This is a genomic window from Mucilaginibacter sp. (assembly GCF_039935595.1).
Taxonomy (GTDB): domain Bacteria; phylum Bacteroidota; class Bacteroidia; order Sphingobacteriales; family Sphingobacteriaceae; genus Mucilaginibacter.
The window spans coordinates 1-24,478 of the sequence record NZ_JBDTJZ010000068.1; the positions used below are offsets into that span (position 1 = coordinate 1).

Annotated in this window: 24 protein-coding genes and 1 pseudogene; 8 read left to right on the forward strand and 17 right to left on the reverse strand. The window is 39.9% G+C overall.

Annotated elements, in window-relative coordinates; genetic code table 11:
• Positions 1 to 264: 264 nt before the first annotated feature.
• From rseP to ABI367_RS03995, 7 genes are all read right to left on the reverse strand, one after another.
• The gene (gene rseP / locus ABI367_RS03965; protein WP_462227852.1) at positions 265 to 1,605 is read right to left on the reverse strand and encodes an RIP metalloprotease RseP; all 1,341 of its coding nucleotides are present in this window, start codon (positions 1,603 to 1,605) and stop codon (positions 265 to 267) included.
• Positions 1,606 to 1,611: 6 nt separating this feature from the next.
• Positions 1,612 to 2,802, reverse strand: coding sequence for a 1-deoxy-D-xylulose-5-phosphate reductoisomerase (locus tag ABI367_RS03970; protein ID WP_462227853.1), 1,191 nt, complete (start codon positions 2,800 to 2,802; stop codon positions 1,612 to 1,614).
• A gap of 35 nt (positions 2,803 to 2,837) precedes the next feature.
• Positions 2,838 to 4,343, reverse strand: coding sequence for a GH3 auxin-responsive promoter family protein (locus tag ABI367_RS03975; protein ID WP_462227854.1), 1,506 nt, complete (start codon positions 4,341 to 4,343; stop codon positions 2,838 to 2,840).
• A gap of 5 nt (positions 4,344 to 4,348) precedes the next feature.
• The gene (locus ABI367_RS03980; protein WP_462227855.1) at positions 4,349 to 5,077 is read right to left on the reverse strand and encodes a hypothetical protein; all 729 of its coding nucleotides are present in this window, start codon (positions 5,075 to 5,077) and stop codon (positions 4,349 to 4,351) included.
• Between the two features lie 5 nt (positions 5,078 to 5,082).
• The gene (locus tag ABI367_RS03985; RefSeq protein WP_462227856.1) at positions 5,083 to 6,054 is read right to left on the reverse strand and encodes a glycosyltransferase family 2 protein; all 972 of its coding nucleotides are present in this window, start codon (positions 6,052 to 6,054) and stop codon (positions 5,083 to 5,085) included.
• 110 nt (positions 6,055 to 6,164) lie between these two features.
• Positions 6,165 to 7,115: a glycosyltransferase family 2 protein gene (locus ABI367_RS03990; RefSeq protein ID WP_462227857.1), complete on the reverse strand. Its 951-nt coding sequence runs from the start codon at positions 7,113 to 7,115 to the stop codon at positions 6,165 to 6,167.
• A 159-nt stretch (positions 7,116 to 7,274) separates the two neighbouring features.
• A complete protein-coding gene (locus ABI367_RS03995; RefSeq protein WP_462227858.1) occupies positions 7,275 to 7,472 on the reverse strand; it encodes a hypothetical protein in 198 nt (65 codons plus the stop codon).
• Positions 7,473 to 7,764: 292 nt separating this feature from the next.
• Here ABI367_RS03995 and ABI367_RS04000 point away from each other — a divergent pair, with 292 nt between their 5' ends.
• Positions 7,765 to 9,294 carry an ammonium transporter gene (locus ABI367_RS04000; protein ID WP_462227860.1) on the forward strand — a complete coding sequence of 510 codons (1,530 nt, stop codon included), beginning with the start codon at positions 7,765 to 7,767 and terminating at the stop codon, positions 9,292 to 9,294.
• An 89-nt stretch (positions 9,295 to 9,383) separates the two neighbouring features.
• Positions 9,384 to 10,598, forward strand: a complete 1,215-nt coding sequence (gene nhaA, locus ABI367_RS04005) for a Na+/H+ antiporter NhaA (protein WP_462227861.1) — start codon at positions 9,384 to 9,386, stop codon at positions 10,596 to 10,598.
• Positions 10,599 to 10,773: 175 nt separating this feature from the next.
• Here nhaA and ABI367_RS04010 read toward each other — a convergent pair whose 3' ends face one another.
• From ABI367_RS04010 to ABI367_RS04020, 3 genes are read right to left on the reverse strand one after another with little or no spacing between them, the layout of a single operon-like run.
• On the reverse strand, positions 10,774 to 11,364 hold the full coding sequence (locus ABI367_RS04010; RefSeq protein ID WP_462227862.1) for a hypothetical protein: 591 nt from the start codon (positions 11,362 to 11,364) through the stop codon (positions 10,774 to 10,776).
• Positions 11,351 to 11,848, reverse strand: a complete 498-nt coding sequence (locus tag ABI367_RS04015; RefSeq protein ID WP_462227864.1) for an RNA polymerase sigma factor — start codon at positions 11,846 to 11,848, stop codon at positions 11,351 to 11,353. Before ABI367_RS04015 ends, ABI367_RS04010 begins: the two co-directional genes overlap by 14 nt.
• Before the next feature lie 44 nt (positions 11,849 to 11,892).
• On the reverse strand, positions 11,893 to 12,420 hold the full coding sequence (locus ABI367_RS04020; RefSeq protein ID WP_462227865.1) for a hypothetical protein: 528 nt from the start codon (positions 12,418 to 12,420) through the stop codon (positions 11,893 to 11,895).
• A gap of 62 nt (positions 12,421 to 12,482) precedes the next feature.
• On the opposite strand from ABI367_RS04020, the gene ABI367_RS04025 reads away from it, so the two are divergent.
• The 6 genes from ABI367_RS04025 to rpmA all read left to right on the forward strand — a co-directional run bounded on the left by ABI367_RS04025 (position 12,483) and on the right by rpmA (position 16,412).
• Complete coding sequence (locus ABI367_RS04025) at positions 12,483 to 13,859, forward strand: dicarboxylate/amino acid:cation symporter (RefSeq protein ID WP_462227866.1); 1,377 nt, start codon at positions 12,483 to 12,485, stop codon at positions 13,857 to 13,859.
• 61 nt (positions 13,860 to 13,920) lie between these two features.
• Positions 13,921 to 14,289 (forward strand): four helix bundle protein, encoded by a 369-nt coding sequence (locus ABI367_RS04030; RefSeq protein ID WP_462227867.1) that lies wholly within the window; start codon positions 13,921 to 13,923, stop codon positions 14,287 to 14,289.
• Between the two features lie 128 nt (positions 14,290 to 14,417).
• Positions 14,418 to 14,849: a hypothetical protein gene (locus ABI367_RS04035; protein WP_462227868.1), complete on the forward strand. Its 432-nt coding sequence runs from the start codon at positions 14,418 to 14,420 to the stop codon at positions 14,847 to 14,849.
• 4 nt (positions 14,850 to 14,853) lie between these two features.
• Positions 14,854 to 15,540, forward strand: a complete 687-nt coding sequence (locus ABI367_RS04040; RefSeq protein ID WP_462227869.1) for a tetratricopeptide repeat protein — start codon at positions 14,854 to 14,856, stop codon at positions 15,538 to 15,540.
• Positions 15,541 to 15,612: 72 nt separating this feature from the next.
• Complete coding sequence (gene rplU, locus ABI367_RS04045) at positions 15,613 to 15,921, forward strand: 50S ribosomal protein L21 (protein WP_460693577.1); 309 nt, start codon at positions 15,613 to 15,615, stop codon at positions 15,919 to 15,921.
• A 47-nt stretch (positions 15,922 to 15,968) separates the two neighbouring features.
• The gene (gene rpmA / locus ABI367_RS04050) at positions 15,969 to 16,412 is read left to right on the forward strand and encodes a 50S ribosomal protein L27 (RefSeq protein WP_462227870.1); all 444 of its coding nucleotides are present in this window, start codon (positions 15,969 to 15,971) and stop codon (positions 16,410 to 16,412) included.
• A gap of 55 nt (positions 16,413 to 16,467) precedes the next feature.
• On the opposite strand, the gene ABI367_RS04055 is transcribed toward rpmA, so the two are convergent.
• From ABI367_RS04055 to ABI367_RS04085, 7 genes and pseudogenes are all read right to left on the reverse strand, one after another.
• Entirely contained in the window at positions 16,468 to 16,905 is a 438-nt protein-coding gene (locus ABI367_RS04055; RefSeq protein WP_462227871.1) for an energy transducer TonB, read from the reverse strand.
• A 95-nt stretch (positions 16,906 to 17,000) separates the two neighbouring features.
• Positions 17,001 to 17,975: a polyprenyl synthetase family protein gene (locus ABI367_RS04060; RefSeq protein WP_462227872.1), complete on the reverse strand. Its 975-nt coding sequence runs from the start codon at positions 17,973 to 17,975 to the stop codon at positions 17,001 to 17,003.
• An 82-nt stretch (positions 17,976 to 18,057) separates the two neighbouring features.
• Entirely contained in the window at positions 18,058 to 20,193 is a 2,136-nt protein-coding gene (rnr, locus tag ABI367_RS04065) for a ribonuclease R (protein ID WP_462227873.1), read from the reverse strand.
• A 91-nt stretch (positions 20,194 to 20,284) separates the two neighbouring features.
• Positions 20,285 to 21,982, reverse strand: a complete 1,698-nt coding sequence (locus ABI367_RS04070) for an ABC transporter ATP-binding protein (RefSeq protein ID WP_462227874.1) — start codon at positions 21,980 to 21,982, stop codon at positions 20,285 to 20,287.
• Positions 21,982 to 22,695: a 3'-5' exonuclease gene (locus tag ABI367_RS04075; protein WP_462227875.1), complete on the reverse strand. Its 714-nt coding sequence runs from the start codon at positions 22,693 to 22,695 to the stop codon at positions 21,982 to 21,984. The genes ABI367_RS04070 and ABI367_RS04075 overlap by 1 nt, the downstream gene beginning before the upstream one ends.
• A gap of 102 nt (positions 22,696 to 22,797) precedes the next feature.
• A complete protein-coding gene (locus tag ABI367_RS04080) occupies positions 22,798 to 24,192 on the reverse strand; it encodes an arginine decarboxylase (RefSeq protein WP_462227876.1) in 1,395 nt (464 codons plus the stop codon).
• A gap of 96 nt (positions 24,193 to 24,288) precedes the next feature.
• Positions 24,289 to 24,478: pseudogene (locus ABI367_RS04085) on the reverse strand (M1 family aminopeptidase); the annotation flags it as partial.

A 24,478-nucleotide genomic window follows, 5' to 3' on the forward strand; every position in this document is an offset into this window, starting at 1 on the left:
AAACCCTACCGTAGGGAAGGTAGTGCAAGGTATAGGTACTTCAATCCTCCTGGTATTTGTGTTGGCCCTTATATTAGCTGCATTTTTTAAGCGTAAGGCACCTTACAGTATTGAGGACGCGATAGATCCAACTATAACTGATCCAACCGTATAAGAAGTTAAATAAGCATGAAATTAAAAGGGGCCGTTTCAATTTGAAACGGCCCTTCTTTTTTATATTGATTATTGTCTTAACTCTTGCCTCTTGATTCTTAACTCTAAGAACTACTTCTTCATTACCTGTTTCACAATATCGTTGCCAAACACAAACACCATTAGGGTTATTAATAATACAAAGCCTACTATTTGAGCGCGTTCTAAAAATTTATCGCTCAATGGTTTGCCTTTTATCATTTCAATAAGTAAAAACACTGCGTGGCCACCATCCAGTGCAGGTATGGGCAGCAGGTTGGTAAATGCCAGCACCATTGATAAAAAGCCTACCAGGCTCCAAAAGTGCACCCAATCAATATGGCTGCCAAACATATTGGCAATAGCAACCGGTCCGCCAAATGCTTTGGTAAATTTCACATCGCCTTTAAACACTTTGCCCAGGCCTTTGGCATCATCTGTAAATGTTGTGAACGCTTTTTTAGCACCTATAGGTAACGAACCAAATAAGCCATAGTTAACGGTTTTTTCAGCAGGGAGGTTAAACATTTGACTTATACCAATTTTACCATCAGCACCTATATTGGCTATTAAATGTAAGGTGTCATTATTACGTTGCACTTTTAAATCAATGGCCTTGCCCTTATTAGCCTGTAATTGCGACCTGAATTCGTCATAATAAACTATAGGGGTATTGTTAATAGCCATTATGCTGTCGCCCTTTATTAAACCCGCTGCCTGTGCCGGGCTTTTGGGCACAACCGAATCTATATGGAACGTAGTGCGGGGAATACTGCTAATAAATTCTTCAAGCGCCCTGTCTCCGTAATCGGCCAGGTCATTAATAATATTTCGCGGTACGGTTAGGGTAAGTTTTTTATCGTTGCGCAGTACTGTTAAAACCGAATGGTCCAGCAATACCTTTGAGCTTACCAATTCATTAAACTTTACAACAGGCTTGCCATTAATAGCAATAATTTTATCGCCTGCCTGCAACCCCATTTTTTTACCAATTTCGCCCGGTACTATACCATATTTAACATTTTCTATAGGTACGTAGGTTTCGCCCATGCGCGCGGTAAGCACCCAAAATATCAGGATGCCTAAAACAATATTTACGGTAATACCGCCCAGCATTACAATTAAACGCTGCCATGCCGGTTTTGAACGAAACTCCCAGGGCTGCGGCGGTCCCGCCATCTGCTCGGTATCCATAGATTCATCTATCATACCGGCAATTTTTACATAACCACCCAGCGGTAGCCATCCAATACCATATTCAACACCTTTATAATTAAACTTAAATAGGCTAAAGCCCCAGGCATCAAAAAATAGGTAAAACTTCTCTACCTTAATACCAAAAGCCCTTGCGGCTATAAAATGGCCCAGCTCATGCAATATCACCAAAATCGAAAGTCCCAGTATTAACTGGCCAACCATAATTACTATATTCATTCTCTATTATATCAAATTGTAAGCCTTTAAAGGCATTTGTTTTATTAAATTTTGCGCAAATATGCGTGTTTCTTTATCAGTATTCAAATAATCGGCCTGAGAGGGTTGCGCCTGGTAGGTTATTTTCTGCATACAGCTTTCAACCACATCGCTCATGGCTAAAAAGCTGATATCATCGGCTAAAAAACCGGCTACCGCAATTTCATTAGCCGCGTTAATAATACAAGGCATATTGCCACCGCGTTTCAGCGCCTCAAAAGCTAAACCAAGGTTACGGAAGGTATCTATATCCGGTTTTTCAAAAGTTAAATTTGGGTAAGCTGTAAAATCAAACCGCTTAAAATTGTTTTTTAAGCGGGTAGGATAGGCCAGCGCGTATTGTATAGGCAGCTTCATATCGGGTAAACCCATTTGCCCTTTTATAGAACCATCTTCAAACTGAACCATAGAGTGGATGATTGACTGCGGATGCACCACCACATCAATTTGTGATGTCTGTAAATCAAACAGCCATTTTGCTTCTATAACTTCTAAACCTTTGTTCATTAACGTAGCCGAGTCGATAGTTATTTTAGCGCCCATTACCCAGTTAGGATGCTTTAAAGCAAGTTCGCGGGTAACGCCTGCTAAAAATTCTAAAGTTTTACCCCTAAACGGTCCGCCGGACGCAGTTAGTATGATCTTTTCAATAGTATTACCTTCTTCTCCTGCCAAACATTGAAAAATAGCCGAATGTTCAGAGTCAACAGGCAAAATTTTAACGCCGTGTTGTTTAGCCAGATCGGTAATCAGTTCGCCTGCCACTACAAGGGTTTCTTTGTTTGCTAACGCGATGTCTTTACCTGCCTTTATAGCGGCTATGGTAGGCTCCAACCCTGCAAAACCTACCATGGCGGTTAACACCATGTCAATATCTGGGTGGGTAACGGTTTCAACTATGGCGGTATGCCCTGCCAGTACTTTAATGCCGGTATTAAATAAGGCTTGTTTTACTTCCTGATATTTACGTTCGTCGCAAATAATGGCATATTCAGGGTTAAATTTTAATGCCTGTTCAATAAGCAAATCAGCATTACTATGGGCCGTTAAAATATATACCCTAAACAGCGACGGGTTTTCGCCTATCACTTCAAGGGTTTGTGTGCCGATGCTTCCCGTAGATCCTAAAACGGCTATGTTTTTTACTTGATTACTCAAATTATATTTATCAAACCACAATAACGCGTGGTAATTTAGTTTTTTATAATATACGCAGATAATTCATCCGCAATTTTTCTGTCGTTTGCTAAACGGGGTACTTTATTTTGCCCGCCCAGTTTACCCTGCGACCGCATATAGTTTATAAAAGTATCCTTCTTTAAGCTTTGGATAGTCAAAGGTTGCAAAATGTTACCATCAATCAGGTCAAAATAGTAAATATTTTTTTGCTGTAAGGCTTTATCTACCTTAAGGCTAAATGCTTTCAGATCTTTTGGTTCATTGCCAAACTCCACAAACCATTCGTGATAAGGTAGCTGCCCTTGCGGCGGGTTAACCTGCGGGGCAACGGTAAATTCTACAATATCTACATCTTCTTCATTCGCTACACTCATCAATGCCTGCTCCACTTCCTCGCCAATTACATGTTCGCCAAAGGCAGATATATAATGCTTTATACGCCCGGTAACTACAATTTTATACGGATTTTTTGATATAAATTTAACGGTATCGCCAATGCTATAGCCCCATAAGCCGGCATTGGTATTTAGTATTAACGCGTAGTTTTTTTTCAGTTCAATATCCTCCAAACTGATACGGGTAGGGTTATCATTAAAATATTCATCAGCCGGGATAAACTCATAAAAAATACCCGAGTTAACCAATAGCAGTAATCCTTTATCGGTTTGCGAATCCTGGAAAGCTATAAAACCCTCGGATGCCGGATAAGTTTCAATAGTATCAATATTAAATCCAATACTTTCTTCTATACGGGCACGGTAAGGCTCGTAGTTTACACCGCCATACACAAAAAGCTTAAAGTTGGGGAATATCTCCCTGATCTTTTTTCCACCGCTAACTGCTGATAGCCTGTCGAAATACATCTGGCACCAGGGGGGGATGCCTGATATTAGGCGCATATCTTCTGTTGATGTTTCCTGTACTATAGCATCAACTTTTTCTTCCCAATCTTCGATGCAGTTAATTTCATAACTGGGTAGCCTGTTTTTTTGAAGATAAGCGGGTACATGGTGTGCTACAATGCCTGATAGCCTGCCTGTTTGTATCCCGGCTTTTTCGGCAAGCACCGGGCTGCCTTGCAGAAATATCATTTTGCCATCTAAAAAATCGGCTTTGCCGGTTTCGTGGATATAACTTAACAATGCATTGCGGGCAGCTTTAATATGCTCGGGCATGCTTTCTTTAGAGATGGGTATATATTTTACACCGGAGGTTGTGCCTGATGTTTTGGTGAGATAGGTTGGTTTGCCCGGCCACAACACATTTGCTTCGCCTGCTATTACGCGTTCAATATAAGGGCGAAGCTCCTCGTAATCGCGAATGGGAACATGGTTTTTAAAATCGTCATAGGTTTTTATGTGGCCAAAATTATGGTCGTGGCCAAAAGCGGTATTTTTTGCCTGATCAATTAACCGGGTAAAAGTTTGCTGCTGCAGATGAACCGCATGGTGACGAATTTGGTTCAGATCCCTGTTAACCCACGCCGCGAAAATCTTGCTCAACAGTACCTTTAAACCCATAGCGTTTAATTGGTTTCGGCAATATCGTCATCTACATCCTGATGGCTGTATACCAGTTTGCGATAGGTAGCTGCCAATACAATATTTACAAACGGATAGGTAAATACAATAGCTAAGGACACAAATGGATAGTATTGAGATACTATTGCAGGTAAGGCAATGAGCACGAGAATTATGATAAGGATGGTTAAAACTTTAAAAAAATAACCACGGGTAAGGTCAAAACTTTGACGCAAGGATTCGAAAGCACTCGAATGATCATCTACAATAAAAGTGTTAAAAAACATGATCCTTAATGCTAAAAATAAACCTAAAAAAGTACCTGCCACCTCAACTGTTTTTTCAATATTAGGATAATCATCTAACCTTATTGCCAGAAAATGGAAAGTAGTGATCAAAAAAGCTATCAAAAAAACCACTATCAGATAACTTATTATCATTTTAATACCCGGTAGTACCTGCGATATTTCAAACTCATAATATTCACTGTCAATTACCGTGAATATCAGTTTATATAAGCCAAGCGTAGTATAGGCTTGTACAAATATTAATATAAACGATACAAACATTCTGCCTGCAAACTCTTCGGGCAGGATTATAAATTCGGTTATAACAGCTAAAACAGACAATAAAAAAAAGGATATAGCCGAATAAACTATAATAGTTACAAAGTTATTTTTAAAAATATTCCATGCAGTTTTAATGGTCTCTGCAATAGAAAAAGGGTGGTACATATATATTATTTAGATCTGTTTATGATTATGCGTTTCCAAAAATCCTGCATAAAACCTAAACCATAGGCCGTAAGTTGGATAATAGAGGCTATAATACTCAAAAATGCAATTTTTACCGACTTGTTTTTCCACCACGCATGAAAAAATATCAACAAAATAAATATACCTAATAAAGCATTACATAAATAACTTATTTGCCAGTTTAATATATTACTGATGATGGTAAATAATAACCCTAATGTAAAAACAGCCGGAAAGAAATGCACCGCCTTTAAACCTTTAGGAAAAAATTTATAAACGTTAATGCGGGCCCTGCCAAAAAAGTGCAGTTGTTTGTAAAACTGAAAGAAAGTGGCCCGCCGTTTATGATAAACTTTCGCGTCGGGTATGAGGCCGATTTTAAACCCCATGGAGTGTATGCGGATGCTGTATTCAATATCCTCGCCCAGCCGGGTAATAATAAAGCCACCTGCTTTTTCCCAAACCAGGCGCGATATACCCATGTTAAAACTGCGTGGATGAAACTGGCCAATCCCCTTTTTATTGCCACGTATCCCTCCGGTAGTAAAAGGAGAGGTCATGGCATAGCTAATGGCCTTTTGGATTGCTGTAAACGAGTGGTGCGCCGCATCAGGGCCGCCATAGGAATCCAGCCAGTTTTGGGTTAATGAATTGTTAACTATCTCCAGATAATCCTCGGGTATCAGGCAATCGGAGTCGAATATGATAAAGTAATCGCCGCTGGCCCGCTCAAATGCGTAGTTACGGGCAAAGCCCTGGCCGGCGTTTTCTTTTACAAAATATTTAATGTTCAGTTTATCAGTAAAACTGCTCACAATATCAGCGGCATCATTTACAGAGCCATCCTCAATAACCAAAATCTCAAACTGCGTGTATGTTTGCAGGGTGAGGGTTTCCAGCAGTTCTTTAATTTCCTGCGGACGGTTGTATAGTGGGATGATGATGGAAAAGTACATCTTAGATATTAGATTTGAGTATTGAGATAAAAAGGTAATGGCAAGAGATTAAAGCAATGTGATTTTAATTTGTTTTTTCTCATATCTCAAATCTCGCGTCTCAAATCTCATTAAATAACATCCTCTATCTGGTATTTATTGCGCTCGGGGGCACTGCGCGATACCATTTCGGCAACAAAGCCGGTTAAAAATAATTGCGAACCTAATACGATAGCAACCAGGGCTATATAAAATAATGGATTGTCAGTCACATTACGGTAATGCTCATTATGGGCTATTGCGTATAATTTTTCGCTTATTATCCAGATGGCACAAATGGTGCCTGCCAAAAAACTTAACACACCCATACCGCCAAACAAGTGCATAGGCCGCTTACCAAATTTAGAAACAAACATGATAGACAATAGGTCCAACGGACCGCGTATAAAGCGCCTCAAACTGCCAAATTTGGTTACGCCAAATTTGCGCGCCTGGTGCTGCACTACCTTTTCGCCAATATTATTAAAGCCCTCCCATTTGGCAATTACAGGTATATAGCGGTGCATTTCGCCGTAAACTTCAATGTTTTTAACCACCTCGTTACGGTACGCTTTAAGACCGCAGTTCATATCGTGCAGTTTAATGCCCGAGATCCAGCGGGTAACGCCATTATATAATTTAGTAGGAATAGTTTTGCTTAAAGGGTCATGCCGATTTTTTTTCCAGCCGCTAACCAAATCATATTTATCTTCGGTTATCATGCGGTATAACTCCGGTATTTCGTCGGGGCTGTCCTGCAAATCGGCATCCATGGTAATTACCACATCACCCTGCGCGGCTTCAAAACCGGTATTCAACGCGGCTGATTTACCGTAATTGCGCCTAAATTTAATTCCCTTGATAAAAGGGTTGGTTTTGCGCAGCTCAGTTATTAATTCCCATGATCCATCCCTGCTGCCATCATCAACCAGTATGATCTCGTATAAAAAGCTGCTCTCATCCATCACGCGGCTTATCCATGAGGTTAGCTCGGGTAATGATTCAATCTCATCATAAACAGGTACTACTACTGATATATTCATTTTTTTGGCAAAGGCGGGATAGGCGTTATACTATCCACCACAAAAATATAAAAAATGGTGAATGGTTATAATGATAGTTTTAGTGGTTAGTTGATATAATTATTTTATCCCTATGAAGGATATTTAAAATATCATTTTTTAAAATAAGGAACAACGTAATTACTCAATATCATTATTATTAGGTGTAATATCATCCCGGGTTATTTCCAGATGACCATCTTCATTGATGGAATAATTTGAATAAAATTCATTTTGGTTGTTTTCATTAAAGTCATTCCTTTTTCTTCTAACAGGTCCCGATAGTGGCAACACCAATATCAGTAATAAAATAAATATCTTAAAAATTACCGCGCCCATATTGTTGCTATTTTTTTTAAATAATTTATTATTTATTAAAAATAGCAACAAATGTTAAAAATTAAGCTTGTAAAGATTTATTTTTTATTTTACAATGAGTTTTTTGCACTACTTTATTTGTAATTTCTATAAAAATTCTTTTTTTTTATAGAAATTGTTGAAATAAATTATTTTTTTTTATAATTTTACTATACAAAGTTTAAAATTTTGAATAAAGTCGTTTTTTTTTATATATAAATGTTAATAAATATCTAAAACAATATATCTTTTAACTAACTTATCCTTAAAAACTATGAATTTTAAAATTTTACAAAAGAAAATCCCCTCGTACCTGTTAATTGGTATGGTGTTGGTGGCACTATTTATAGTGTTTGATGTTTCACATGTGTTTGCACAGGACCCAACTGGTGCAAAAACCGGAACAATTACTGATGTGACCGCTGCGAAAGCAGGTGCTCCTACAACTGCCGAGTTAGGTGATGCAGTAGGACACAACAAAATTGCTATTAACATTATGTGGACCCTTATAACGGGCTTCCTGGTAATGTTTATGCAGGCTGGCTTTGCAATGGTGGAAACTGGCTTCACCCAAAAGAAAAATGTGGCCCACACTATGACCATGAACTTTATGGTGTATGCTCTCGGCGTAATGGGTTTTTGGATATGCGGGTTCGCATTTATGTTTGGCGGGGGGCTAAATGTTGGTGCTCTTGGTGGAGCGCCGGGTGTAACAAGCCATGAATTTGCCGTGCATATTTTGGGGCACGATTTCGGTCTTTGGGGAAATGCAGGCTATTTCCTCAATAGCCAGGTATACGATGTAGGTATTTTTACCTTATTCCTCTTCCAGTTAGTTTTTATGGATACTACCGCAACAATACCGACAGGTTCCATGGCAGAAAGATGGAAGTTCAAGTCCTTTGTTATTTATGGTTTGTTTATATCTATGTTCGTTTACCCTCTTTTTGGTAACTGGGTTTGGGGCGGCGGATGGCTTTCCCAATTAGGTGCTATGTATAACTTAGGGCATGGGCATGTAGATTTCGCCGGTTCTTCAGTTGTGCATGAAGTTGGCGGGGTAGCCGGATTGGCCGGGTCGATTGTGATCGGCGCACGTGTCGGAAAATATGGTAAAGACGGAAAAGTTAACACTATACCGGGCCACAATATCCCAATGGCAATAATTGGCACGTTTATTCTGGCGTTCGGTTGGTTTGGATTTAATCCGGGCTCTACCTTAGCTGGTACAGATTTAAGAATCTCAGTTATAGCAGTTAATACCATGCTTGCCAGTGCAAGCGGTGCACTTGCGGCCATACTTTATATGAAGATTAAAACTAGCAAATGGGACCCTGGGATGGCGGCTAATGGAATGCTGGCAGGCCTTGTGGCAATTACGGCTCCATGTGCTTTTGTAAATGCCTCTTGTGCGGTACTTATCGGAGCCATTGCAGGCATACTGGTAATCCTCACTTATAACTTTGTTGATACAAAATTAAAAATCGACGATCCGGTAGGTGCATTTTCTGTGCATGGCATGTGTGGTTTCTGGGGCGTATTGTCACTAGGGTTATTTGCAGATGGGTCTTACGGCGATGGATGGAACGGTGTAAAAGGCACTGTAAAAGGATTGTTTTATGGTGATGCCGGCCAGTTTGTTGCTGAACTTATTGGAGGGTTAACCTGTTTTGTATTTGTGTTTGTCGTAATGTGGATATTCTTTAAAATATGCGCTAAAACAATTGGTCTGAGGTCAAGTGATGAAGACCAAATTGCTGGTCTTGATATACCTGAAATGGGTGTTCATGGCTATGTTGACTAAGAACTTTCTTTGTTGATTTTGTGGCCGGTCATTAGTTTGTGGCCGGTCACTTTTTTTATTAAAATAATACCTTGTAAAATATTCGGGCCATGGAAAGGATTTTAAAAAGAGCAATTGACCCCCTTCGGATCTTAATTAATGACAGCCGGTTTACCGGCGTGATGTTAATTGTATGTACAATAACATCAATATTTTTTGCAAATTATTCAGGTTCAGCGGCATTTTACAAGACCGTTTGGGAAGTTCGGCTATTTCCCCCTTCATACCATCTTCCGGAAACATTTATCAGTTGGATCAATAATTATATGATGGCCTTCTTTTTTATGATGGCCGGTATGGAGATAAAAAGAGAATTAGTAAACGGCGAATTATCATCTTTTAAAAAAGCAGTATTGCCATTTGGTGCTGCATTGGGCGGAATGTTGGTGCCGGCATTAATATTTGTTGCATTTAATTTACATACGTCATATTTAAAAGGTTGGGGAATCCCTACAGCCACCGATATAGCATTTTCGGTAGGCATTGCATCTATTTTAGGTAAACGTGTACCCGTAGGACTTAAAATTTTGTTAATGGCATTGGCCATTATTGACGATTTGGGCGCTATTGTCGTTATCGCGTTATTTTATGGTGGTCATATTCATTGGTTGTTTTTTATTATAGCGGCGTTGCTTTATGTTACGCTTATTTTATTTAATTTTTTTAAAATAGAATCAAAAATATTGTGGGCGGTTGTTTCCGTTGGCCTTTGGATCACTTTATATAATTCGGGCGTCGAGGCAAGCATTGCAGGTGTTTTGATAGCGTTTGCTATGCCAATAGATATGCTGCCGAAATTTGAAGTACATATACACAAGTATGTTAATTTCCTGATTTTGCCGTTGTTTGCGTTTGCTAATACAGCTATTCTTTTACCGACAAATATAATAGGCTCATTTAGCAGTACACTAAGCTTGGGTATCATGTTTGGTTTGGTTATAGGTAAGCCGGTTGGGATATTTTTATTCAGCCGGGTTTTAGTTGCATTAAAGGTTGCGAGCCTACCGCGAAATGTTAGCTGGAAACAGCTTTTTGGCATGGGTGCATTAGCCGGTATTGGCTTTACAATGTCAATTTTTACTACCATGTTGGCGTTTAAACAGGAGGCTTTTCAAGATGTAGCGAAGGTTGCTATTCTGGCAAGTGTGTTATTGTCATTAGTATTTAGTATGGCCTATTTCATGGCGCTGAATATTAAAGAAAAAGTTGAGCATCTGACAGAAGAATTTGAAATGATTAAACAGCCCGAACAGGTTTTGGGATAATTTGGGATATTTTTTTAATTTAGTTGCCTGAATATCATGGTTTTAAATTAATAAGTAGTATATTGTCTGATGTATGAACTAACATAGAAATATGCATTTTTGTAATTGATTTAGTAAAGGGCCTTTGGATAGAAATATTCGGAGGCTTTTTTATCAAAGTTGTTTTGTGTAATAATTAATCAAACTGTCCCTGTAGCTTAACTAACTTTTCAATAATCCTGTTCAACTTTTCCTGTTCGGTTTTTACAAAGCGTTCGCGTACAAAAAATGTGGTAAATAATACCAGCACCCCGTATATGCTATATATAATCGCTTTAAAAATAGCCGAGGCGCTTTGCAATACCTCAAAAAAGTATAATAATAAGCCGGTGCTTATCAGCAAAACGTAAGTATAATACATCCAGCCATATATTTTAGCGCGGGTTTTCTGGTATTCTTTAAGGCCCTGCAGGTAATCGGCGGGGTTAATGGTAATGTCCTGCTTGCTTATTAAACGGTAATCGCGTATCATCATCAGGGCATATAGTAATATAGTTATTACCAGTATACCTATCCCCAGGTAAGTTACCACCGACTGGAACACAAAAAACAACATCACCGCCAGCATGGCGCAAAGCGTTATTACCGTAATGGTAATGTTCCATAGCAGTTTTTCGCTTATGCCACTTATCCCTTTTTTTACCTGCTTCAGCACTTCATCCACAGAAAGCTGATCCCCCTTTGGCTGTCCCTGCCAAAGCGAAATTATTTGATCAAAGTCTTTCATATTGGTTATATAATTCAGTTAATCGTTGTTTAATGCGGTGAACCTTAACCCTTAAGTTCCCCTCTGATATACCCGAAACCTCAGCAATTTCGGGATACGGCACTTCATCAAGTACCATGGTTATAATTATTCTTTCTGATTCTTCCAGTTTGGATATGCATTTATAAAGCATAGCAACCTGTTCGTTTTTTTCTGATACTTCTTCCCCTTTGGTTTCTTCCAGTTCGGGGGTAAGTTCATCTTTAGCCTGGCGTTTTTCTGATCGTAGGTAGGTTAGGCAGGTGTTTACAGCAATGCGGTATATCCAGGTTGATATCATGGCCTGGTTTCTGAATTTATCCAGATTTTGCCAAACTTTTAAAAAAGTCTCCTGCATAAGGTCGTTCGCGGAGTCATCGTCGCCGGTATAACCATAGCATAAATGGTAAATCTTTTTAGAATTAGCTTCAAATATTTTCTTAAATGATGCTTCTTTATCAGTCACTTACTTGGTGTTGGTGTTTATTAGATAGGATTGCAAATATAATGTTACAGCAAATAGCTACTCTTATTTAACCACGAAAGTTTAGTCGCTGCACCTTCAACCATGGCGTTATAATCATTGCTATAATCAAATTGCAGGTCCTCATGCAGGTTTTCTATCTGCCCCCGTATTTTTTCCAGTTGCCGGGTAAGTATCAATCGTAATGGTTTGTAGGAAGAGCGCCTGTCGGCATATTGAATATAGTTGGTGCAAAAGTTTATCAGCAACTCAACCTCGGCACCTTTTGATGTCATAAATTTAGTGTATTTACCTATAAGCCTTAAAATTTTGCGCAAAGCTTTAGCCGCGTTGTAACTTTGTACGGGCAACTGACTAAACATAAACCCGGCTTCGGCTTTTACCTTTTCAATAAAAGCAGCTTCGTCGTCCGCCTCAAACAGTAAATAGGCTAAAAGCTCCTTATTCTCTTTTTTATGCCGGGCCAAACGCAGGCATAATGCGGTAATTTGCTCGGCAGGTAAATGCTGTAACTCTTTTTTTATATCCTGTAAGCCGTGGGTAATGGTACTCATGGTATTAAATTAGTTTAGCAAAGTACTAAATAGTTGTAGTTTTGTAACCTTATTTGTACCGAATGCAAAAAAGCAGGTTAACCCTTTATATTTTCATCGCGCTTATTTTAGGTGTTATAACCGGGTACATTTATAACATTAAGGTTGTTGACCAATACAATAGCAAAATTAATGCCGCTGAAACAACCATACAAAGCATTGATGCTAAATTACGGCAAGTAACAGATACAACCACCATTGCCTACACGCAATTAAAAGCAAGTCGCTCCGCGCAAACCAAAATACGTAAAGAAAACGACGACCTGCGCGAAAGCAGTGTTGAATACTTTAGTATTTTAAGCGATATATTTCTCCGCCTCATAAAAATGATAATAGCGCCGCTGGTGTTTACCACCTTAGTAGTAGGCGTTGCCAAAGTAGGAGATATTAAAGCTGTTGGCCGCATTGGTAGTAAAACGCTTTTGTGGTTTTTAAGCGCTACGCTGGTTTCTTTATTGTTGGGGATGATGCTGGTTAACTTTTTTCAACCCGGCAAAGCCATGCATTTAATGCTGCCTGATAGTCACATAAGCACAGGTGTTAAAGGCGCGGCATTGTCATTAAAAGATTTTATATCGCATGTTTTTCCTAAAAGCATCTTCGAAGCGCTTTCAACCAACGAGATATTACAGATAGTGGTGTTTGCCTTGTTTTTTGGTGTGGCTACGGCAGGAATTGGAGAAAATGGCGAAATTGTTATAAAAGCTATGGATGCCATAGCGCATGTAATATTAAAGATAACCGGCTCGGTAATGAAACTAGCGCCCATTGCTGTTTTTGGGGCAATAACCGCTATTATAGCCAAACAGGGGCTGGGCATTCTGTCAACCTATGCCATATTTATCAGCGAGTTTTATTTTTCGCTGCTGATGCTTTGGCTCATTATCATATTTGCAGGCTATGTGGTATTGCGTGGAAGGGCGTTAACATTAGTAGCTAATATAAAAGACGCTATGCTTATAGCGTTCAGCACATCAACCAGCGAAGCGGCTTATCCAAAAGTGTTAATAGAGTTAGAGCGCTTTGGCTGTAGCAACAAAATTGTAAGCTTTGTACTGCCTTTAGGCTACTCGTTTAACCTGGATGGCTCCATGATGTATATGACGTTTGCTTCGTTGTTTTTGGCGCAATCGTACAATATGCATCTGTCATTCTCGCATCAGCTAACTATGTTACTCATATTAATGCTTACCAGTAAAGGTGTAGCGGGTGTACCGCGCGCATCGTTAGTTGTTATTGCCGGAACAATTGCTATGTTTAATATCCCGGAAGCAGGATTGGCACTTTTAATAGGTATTGATCCGTTATTGGATATGGGAAGATCTGCTACAAATGTTTTGGGTAATGCAATGGCCACGGCAGTGGTAAGTAAATGGGAGAACGAACTGGATTCTAATTAGTGAATTAGCGATTTAGTGAATTAGTGATTGATTTTGAAGGTATATTTTTTAATAATTATATATGACTGAAAGAACAGATTTTGCAGAAACAATACGAAACAGAACAAAGAAATTTGTTGTAGATAATATTAGATTTTACAGAACACTTCCTAAAACCGAAGAAGCCAAAATAATTGGTCGTCAACTTTTAAGATCTTCGTCATCAGTCGGGGCTAATTATAGAGCAGCTTGCAGAGCACGATCGAAAGCTGAATTTCATTCAAAACTTTCTATCGTAGTTGAAGAAGCTGATGAATCTTTATTTTGGATGGAAGTGTTAATTGAAGCCGAGGTAGTAAAACAAACTGAATTAAATTATTTAACAGATGAAGCCAACCAAATACTTAAAATTGCAGCTGCCTCTAGAAAAACTGTTTCTAATAATAAATAAAACAAAATCACTAATTCACTAAATCGCTAATTCAATAATTAAAACATATGTCTAATAAAGGAAAAAAAATATTTCTGCTATTAAGTATAACCGTCCCGTTCTTACTTTATTGCGTTTACTATTATGGTATGATGGTAAAAAACGCACCATATAAGTTTGCCGAGTTTGATTCGATAGTGTTTCAATATGGTAACAGGGATAGTCTGCTTAATAAATACAATTCAAAAACGGGCGATTATCAATATATAGATACGCATGATTCGTTAGTTAAAATGCACCTGCGTTTAAATAAGGATGACCTGTTGTACTTGCACCGTAAAGCTGCCGACCTGGGTTTTTGGGATTTTCCATCATCCGAAATAGGCGATAGTGTAACCACTACCGGGCCAAAACCGCCGCGTTATATTATTGAGTTTAAGTATAAACGCAAAAGCAAAAGGGTTGTATATGACGCCAACTTTGATGGCGACCCCAGGCTTAAGGATGCTAACGAGCGTTTAATTAAAGAAATTACCAATGTTTTGAACGACGAGGAGAAGAAGCAAAAAAATAATCGGTGATACTATGAAATACATAATAACAATTTTTATTGCTTTCTTTTCTGTTGCTTCATTTGCTCAGCAAATAACTTATGCGCAATGGAAGAAAGATGCTGAAACAGAAATTAATCTGATACCGGAATACGGAAATTTACCGAAGCCAAAAGAAATGATTGCCGAGGATCAAAAACTAATCGACCTTGCAATAAAAACGGACGGTACATCACATAAGGCATCCGAGCATCTGGTGAGTTTGGGTTTCGATTATTTATATAGGGGTGATTTGAAAACTGCTATGAAGCGTTTTAATCAAGCTTGGTTGCTTGACAATAAAAATGAGAACGCTTATTGGGGGTTTGGTGCGATTTATTTTTCATTTAATGATTATGATGAAGCACTAAAACAGTTTGAAAAAGGACTTTTAATTAATCCCAATAGTTCAAATATCCTTACCGATGAAGCAACTATCAATACAGGATATTTTGTCAGTAAACATGATGCAAATTACTTAGACAAGGCTATAGAATTATTTAATAAATCTTACAAAATTGATCCGCTAAATCAAAACACGTTATTTAAACTATCGGTAGCATACTTTTATAAAAGTGATTGCGCAAATGCGTGGAAATACTATGATGAGTGTATGAAACTCGGAGGTAAGTCTATTAGCCCAGGATATGCTGAAGCTCTTAAAAAACAATGTAACAGATAAAATATTGGTTGTTTATTGAAAAATAAAATTCTATATTTGCACCTCGAAATTTAAAATATTAATTAACAAACCATGTACGCAATAGTAAGTATAGCCGGACAGCAATTTAAAGTTGCTAAAGACCAGCAGATCTTTGTACACAGATTACAAGGTGATGAGGGCGCTAGTATTGAATTTGACAATGTGTTGTTAGCAGAAAACGAAGGTAAATTCAAATTAGGTACTGATTTGAAAAGCGCTAAAGTATCAGCTAAGATCCTGTCTCATTTAAAAGGGGATAAAGTAATTATCTTCAAAAAGAAAAGAAGAAAAGGCTACAAAAAGAAAAACGGTCACCGTCAGCAATTTACCAAAATTGAGATAACCGGAATAACATTATAATTAAGTTTAAATCGAGGCTGGTAACAGTTTCATTAAAGATATAGAAAATGGCACACAAAAAAGGGGCCGGTAGTTCCAGAAACGGCCGCGAATCGCATAGCAAACGTTTAGGTATCAAGATATTTGGTGGTCAGCCGGCAATTGCAGGTAACATCATTGTACGTCAGCGTGGTACAAAACACAACCCGGGCCTTAATGTAGGTATCGGCAGAGATCATACTTTATTTGCATTAATAGAAGGCGAAGTAGTTTTCAAAAAGAAAGCTGATAACCGTTCGTACGTATCAGTTATTCCTTTTGCTGCCGCACCGGTAGCTGAAGATGCAGCACCTGCGCCTAAAGCAAAAGCAGCAGCAAAACCAGTTGCCGAAGCAGCACCTGTAGTAGCAGCAGCAACCGAAGAAGTTGCCGAAGCGCCAAAAGCTAAAAAGGCAGCAGCTCCAAAAAAGAAAGCAGCTGATACTGAAACCGAAGCTCCAGCAGCTGAGTAATCAGAAATCAACACATAACAAAAACCCCGGTCAATTTTGATCGGGGTTTTTTGTTTTAATCAATTCTTTCGGGGATGGGCACCAGCTTAAAATTAAGCGGCACATTGTACACTACCCGTACCGGCTGGCCGTTGTGCATACCGGGTTTCCAATGCCGCAGGTTGTGTACCACCCTTAATATTTCTTTGTCCTGCTCCTCAATAAGTCCGTTCATTACTTTGGCCTTGCTTAGCGTGCCATCCTTTTCAATCAACATACTTACCATAACGCGGCCCTGTATATTTTGCATACGGGCATAGTATAGGTATTGAATAGTCTTTAGCTTATTGTAAAAACGGTCCATGCCGCCTTTGTACTCGGGCATTACTTCTACCGGGGTGGTATATATCTGGTCATCAACGTTTGTTGTATTTGCTATAGCCAGGTTGGTAGTTTGGGCTAATGCACCTGATGAACAGGCAGTAGTAATCAAAACAAACAAAAGCCTTTTCATACAAGTACTAACGTAAAATATGCAGATAAAGAGTTTATAATTGGTTTTATAAAGTTAGCTATATGATATAACTAATGCAAGATACAGTAGTGCTGTTAATTATCCCTCACCATCAACCCATCGGCAAAATCGCGTAGGTATTGTTTATGCTCTTCGGGCAGGTTAATGGCATCCAGTGCAATAAACGCTTTATCAGCATAGGCTTGCATTTCGCTGTCGGCATGTTGCCTTATATCTAAGCTATTATATATAGCGGTAACTGCTTTTACCTTGTCGTTGTTAATAAAATCCCTGTTAGCCAGTATATGTGCTAATTCGGCAGCGGTATTGCCCTTGGCCAGTTCTAATGCTTTTATAAGCAGGTATGTTTTTTTGTTGGATATAATATCGCCGCCTACCTGCTTGCCAAATTTCTCCGGGTCGCCGTAAACGTCCAATATATCGTCCTGTAGCTGGAAAGCTATACCCAGGTTTTCGCCAAAGGTACATAGCAGGTCGGCGTCTTTACCTTCGGCACCGCCAATAAGCGCGCCTATTTTTAAAGCTCCGCCCAAAACCACAGCGGTTTTAAGGCGTATCATGTTAATGTATTCGCTAATAGCAACATCGTCGCGCTGCTCAAAGTCCATATCTATTTGCTGCCCTTCGCATACACCTACAGCTGTATCATTAAAAATATCCAGTATCTCCCTTAGTAAATGGTTAGGTACCTTCATCATCAGTTTGTAGCCTTCAATCAACATTACATCGCCTGATAATATGGCTACGTTTTGGTTCCACTTTTCGTGTACCGTAACACGTCCGCGGCGCAGTGGTGCATTGTCCATAATATCGTCATGCATCAGCGTGAAATTATGGAACACCTCTATTGCCAGGGCAGGAGACAGTGCTTCATCAATGTCACCGCCAAATAAGTCGCAGGCCATTAAAAGCAGCGCCGGGCGCATACGTTTGCCACCGATGGATAAAATGTAGCTTAATGGCTCGTATAAATCGGCAGGATGCACAGGAAAGGTTAGCTTATCAACCGATTGGCTAATCAGGTCCTGTAAATCTTCAAGTTTTCTCATGTGTTGGTTGATTGGTTGATTGGGTTGATTAGGTGAGTAGTTAAAAGTAACCATTCACTCAATCAACTCAATCAACAACTCACTAATTCTGTACTAATGAAAAATCAATTTGTTTTTTAGTCAAATCAACGCTTTTTACCCTGATCTGCACTTCATCACCTAACTGGTAGCGTTTTTTCTTTTTTTGACCAATTATCGCATAATTTTTCTCGTCTAAAGTATAAAAATCATCCGAAATATCACGCAGCCTGATCATGCCCTCGCATTTGTTTTCAATGATCTCTACATACATTCCCCATTCGGTAACACCCGATATTACACCCGCATATACATGACCAACCTGCTCTTTCAGGAATTCGGCCTGTTTGTATTTAATGGATGCACGCTCTGCATCGGCCGCACGTTTTTCCATTTGCGAACTATGCTGGCATAGTTTTTCGTAATGGTCAGCACTAACAGACTGTCCGCCATCTAAATAATGTTGTAGTAAACGATGCACCATTACATCCGGATAACGGCGTATGGGTGAGGTAAAGTGCGTATAATGATCAAATGCCAAACCATAGTGGCTGCTGCTTTTTGTGGTATAGATAGCTTTGGCCATTGAACGTATAGCCAGCTGTGTTAATACATTCTGTTCCTTTTTGCCTTCCACATCCTCCATTAAATAATTAAGAGATTTGGCAGTTTCCTTATCTGATTTAGTGTTGATCTTATAACCAAACCTGGCTGCAAATTGTGCAAAACTGGCCAGCGAATCGGGCTTAGGTGAATCATGGACGCGGTAAACAAAGGTGTATTTATGTTTGCCCTTACCTTTGTTGCTTACAAATTCGGCAACTTTTTTATTAGCCAGCAGCATAAAATCTTCAATTAGCTTATGTGCGTCTTTGCGTTCTTTTACGTATACGCCGGTTGGTTTGCCCTTTTCATCCAGTTTAAATTTAACCTCGGTAGTTTCAAAGCTGATAGCGCCGTTTTTAAACTTACGGTCGCGCAGTTTATAGGCTAAGGCGTTAAGCTTTAATATTTCGCTGGTAAAATCACCTTGCTGGGTTTCAATAACGTCCTGTACTTCCTCGTAAGTAAAGCGCCTGTCCGAGTGTATTACCGTGCGACCAAACCATTCACGGATAACGTTTGCTTCCTCATCCAGTTCAAATACGGCAGAAAAGCAAAGCTTATCTTCTTTAGGGCGAAGCGAGCATAACCCGTTTGATAACCGCTCGGGCAGCATAGGTATAACCCTGTCCACTAAATAAACAGATGTGCCACGTTCAAATGCTTCCTTATCCAACGGCGAATCGGGGATGATATAATGCGATACGTCGGCTATATGCACGCCAACCTCATAGTTGCCGTTATCCAATAACTTAAAAGATAAGGCATCATCAAAATCCTTGGCATCAAAAGGGTCAATAGTAAATGTGGTAACGTTCCTGAAATCGCGCCGTTTGGCTATTTCCTGCGGCGTAACATCAGCCGGGATAGCTTCTGCATCTTTCTCTACTTCGGCAGGGAAGGAGAGGGGGAAACCGTATTCGGCCAATATGGCGTTCATTTCGGTATCGTTATCCCCTTGCGCGCCCAAAACGTGCTTAATGCGCCCAACCGGATTTTTAGCGCCGGCGGGCCAGTCGGTAATTTCGGCCACGGCTTTTATCCCGTTTTTGGCGCCGTTTAATTCGGTGATGGGGATAAAGATGTCATGCATCATTTTCCGGTCGTCCGGAATAAAAAAAGCAAATCGTTCGGATAGTTTTACAATGCCTGTAAACTCCATTTTTGCCCGCTGCAATATTTCAATTACTTCGCCCTCTTTATTACGGCCGCGGCTCTTAGCGTATACATATACCCTTACGCGGTCGCCATTTAAAGCATTACGCAGTTTGCGCGGCGCAACAAAAATATCGGTCTCATTTTCATCATCAGTAACAATAAATGCCGAACCATCATTAGTGAGGTCAACCTTACCTTCAACAAAGGTTTTAAGTTCAAGCAATTGAAATTTACCGGGCGAAACCTCTTTTAAAACCTGTTTAAAAGCTTCTTCTTTTAATATATCAAGTATGGTGTTTTTTGCTTCAGGGTCGCGGATGTTTAATTTTGCCGTAACCTGTTTGTAATTAAGTGGTGTATTACCATTTTGCTCAAATACATCAAGCACCATTTGGGTAAGTACCTGGTCTATAGTTGAGCTGTGTTTCTTTTTTGACATGTAGTAGATGTATTGTATTTATGCTAAAGATAGCTATAAAGTATTAAGTTATGAGTGTTGAGTTGTTAGGTAACGATTACCGCAACTATAATTAAAAACGCGGTATTGCCGCAATAAGTTTTTGAGTATACTCATTTTGTGGATTATTATAAACCTCATCAGCTTCACCTATCTCCACAATCTCGCCTTTGTTGATTACCATTATCCTGTCGGAAATGTGTTTAATAACTGATAAGTCATGCGAAATAAAGATATAGGTAAGATTAAATTCTTCCTGAAGTTCACGAATAAGGTTCAGCACTTGTGCCTGCACAGACACATCCAATGCGGAAACCGATTCATCGCAAATGATAAACTTAGGTTGTAAAGCCAGTGCCCGGGCAATTACTATTCGCTGGCGCTGCCCACCCGAAAACTCGTGCGGGTAACGGTTAAAATGTTCGGGTAACAGACCCACACGCTCCAGCAGTGCTAAAACCTTTTGCTTGCGTTCTTTATCGCTTTTATAAAATTGATGTACCTGCAAAGGCTCCATGATGGATTCGCCAACTGTTAAGCGCGGATTTAAGGAGGAGTAGGGATCCTGGAAAATGATCTGCATATCGCGGCGCATGGCGCGCATTTCTTTTTTATTGATCAGACAGATGTCGGTATCCTCAAATATAATGTTACCTGCGTTGGGCTCAATCAAACGTAAAATAGTTCTGCCCAAGGTAGTTTTTCCGCTGCCCGATTCGCCAACCAAACCCAATGTTTCGCCGGGATATACTTCAAAGCTTACATCATTTACCGCTTTCACAACCTCTTTTGTATTACCAAAAATACCCGTGCTAACCGGGAACCAGGTTGATAACCCGTTAACCTTTAAAATAGGCTCGTGACTATACAGTTTCTTTTTTCGTGCCGATCTTTCAGCAGCCGGGTAGGTATACATTTTGCGGATGTGATCAATGGTTTCTTCATCGTTTGCATCCATAAAATCGGCAATAACCGGCAGCTTTTTTAAATGGTATTTTGGCGATGGCCGGCAGGCCAGTAAACCTTTAGTATAAGGGTGTTGCGGATGGGTAAATAGCTTTGTAACCGTAGCTGATTCTACAACCTCGCCGCGGTACATAACCAGCACATGGTCGGCTATTTCACGTATTACGCCTAAGTCGTGCGATATAAATATCAGGCTCATTCCGCGTTCAGCTTTGAGGCGTATAAGTAGCTCAATTATAGTTTTTTGTACGGTTACATCTAAAGCTGTTGTTGGCTCATCAGCTATCAATATTTCGGGGTTGCAGGATAGCGCCATGGCTATCATTACCCGCTGCTTTTGCCCGCCCGATATCTGATGCGGGTAGGTATCAAATATAGCCTCTGGCCGGGGTAGCTGCACTTCGTTAAACAGTTTTATGGTATGTGCTTTAGCTTCGTCATCATTTAGCCCAAGGTGTAATTTTATAGCCTCGGCAACCTGAAAACCGCAGGTAAGCACCGGGTTCAATGAGGTCATGGGCTCCTGGAATATCATGGCGATGCAGTTGCCGCGTATGGTGCGCATCTCGTCCTCCGTGAGGTCAGATAAGCAAATATCCTCCAACTCTATCTTACCATCAATAACCGTTTGCTTTTTATCAAGCAGGCGCATGATGGCCAGCGAGGTTACCGATTTACCCGAGCCTGATTCGCCAACAATACCAATGGTTTGGCCTTTATTTAACGTGAAGGATACATTTTTAACGGCCTCAAATAAGCCATTTGCGGTTTTGAATCGGATATGCAGATTATCTACTTGCAGCATCAGGGTTGTTCAACTATTACCACGTTCTCTTCATCTATCAATTCTTCGCCACGATAGCGCCTTAACAATTGCGCGGTAGCCAGTACATCTTTTTGGCAATAGGTGCAAATACGGTCCAGTTGGTTGTCCTTCCAGTAAACAGCACCTACCATGCTGCCGTCAATATCATCTTTTGGGGTAGGGATGTCAAATATGGTGGTAAGCAGGTTAAGCGAGGTATAGTTTTTATAGTCGCCAAACTTCCAAAGCTCCATAGTATCCAGGTGGTTTATCTCCCATGGCTTTTTGCCGGCTATTTGCAGTTGCGGTGGAAACTTAACGCCATTAATGAGCATGCGGCGGCAGATGTACGGGAAATCAAACTCTTTGCCGTTATGGGCGCATAACACCAGATTAGGCGACTGCCCGTGCAGCATTTTGGCAAAGTCTTCCAGCAGTTCCTTCTCATCATGGCCCGCGAATGATTTTATGCGAAGGCCGGTTTGTTTACCGCCGGTGAATATGCCTACCGATATACAGATGATCTTGCCAAACTCGGCCCAGATACCAGCGCGTTCATAAAAGTTTTCTGCGGTTTCTTCTTTACGCTGGTTGACGGTTTTCAGGTCCCACAGCTTTTTAAGGTTATCGGGTACTTGCTCATGATCGCTGTATTGGGGTACAGTTTCAATATCAAGCACCATTAAATTATGCAGGTCGTACTGTTCAAGCATTAATGTAATGTTTTACAGAAGCAATTTAGTTAATTAGTGAATAGAGAGTAGTGATTAGTTGGAATATTTACTAGTCACTACTCACCAATCACTATTCACTACCTAAGTCGTATATCCCAATATCTTTAACACCTGCTTGCTATTTTGTTCCTCACCGAAAACCTCAAAGTTGAATGTCTCATCCCTGTTGCGGCGAATAATAACATGTTTTGGCGATGGCAGCAGGCAGTGATGTATGCCGCCGTAGCCGCTTAACACTTCCTGATAGGCACCGGTATTAAAAAAGCCCAGGTATTGCACCTTGCGCGTTTTAGGCATAAACACGCTGTTCATATGCGCTTCCTGGTTGTAATAATCCTGACCGTCGCAGGTTATGCCGCCCAGGTTAACACGTTCGTATTCAGAATCCCAGTTGTTTACAGGCAGCAGAATGTATTTTTGGTTCAGCGCCCACACATCAGGCAGGTTGGTAATGAACGATCCATCCAGCATCAGCCATTTCTCGCGGTCGTTTTGCTGTTTACGGCCCAATACTTTATATAAAATGCCCGATGCTTCGGCAACGGTATATTTACCAAACTCGGTAATGATATCCGGTTCTACAGTATCGTTATCGGCACATATCTCTTTAATACGGCTCACAATCTCATTGATCATGTACTCATAATCAAAATCAAATACCAGCGAGTCTTTAAACGGCATGCCGCCGCCAATATCCAGCGTATCTAAAGCGGGGTTAACCTTTTTAAATTTGCAATATAGGGTTACGTATTTTTCTAACTCGTTCCAGTAGTAAGGCGTATCAGAAATACCCGAATTGATAAAGAAATGCAATAACTTAACCTGAAAATTAGGGTTGTCTTCAATTTTATTATGATAAAAATCAATCACATCTTCCATACGAACACCTAAGCGTGAAGTATAAAATTGCGAATCGGGCTGCTCCTCAGCGGCTATGCGTATACCCAGGTTGCATGGTGTATCCATCTCCACCTCATCGTCATACAGGTTAAACTCTTCCTTATTATCCAACACTGGGATGATGTTTTTAAACCCATCATGCAGCATATCAATAATATACGTTTTGTATTGGTAGGTTTTAAAGCCGTTGCATATTACGGTAACATCTTTTCGTACGGCGCCTTTTTTCTCCAGCGCGTCTATCATCGGCATATCAAAAGCTGATGAGGTTTCCAGGTGGATCTCGTTTTTCAACGCCTCTTCAACAATATGCCTAAAGTGCGAGCTTTTGGTACAGTAACAGTATTTATAACTGCCCCGGTAATTGTTTTTTATAATAGCCTGCTGAAATAACAGCTTGGCCTGCTGTATCTTTTTGGAGATAATTGGCAAATAGGTAAAACGCAAAGGAGTGCCATACGTCTCGATCATCTCCATCAGGTTCAGATCATGAAAATATAGCTCATCCTCAATGATCTCAAATCCTTCTTGTGGGAAGCCTACACTAAGATCAAGAAATTCCTGGTAACTCTGCATTCTTAATAAAATTTTGGCAAAAATGTAATTTTTAAACGGAATTAACCGCTAATTGTTAACACAAAATTTTATTATGGTTTATAGATGATGTAATTTTTACTTCACTCGCAAAGTATTGTTAGCCCGGTTAACGTCAGGTAAGGCATTATCGGGGTCAATAGTTATACTTACGGCTTCGCCAGATACGGGTACGGTAAACGTTGTTACTTTATTTTGTATCCAGGTTTCAACAGGCAGATAAATACGTTGTTTGCTGCCGTTTTTTAGTTTTACCTCTGCCGTAAAT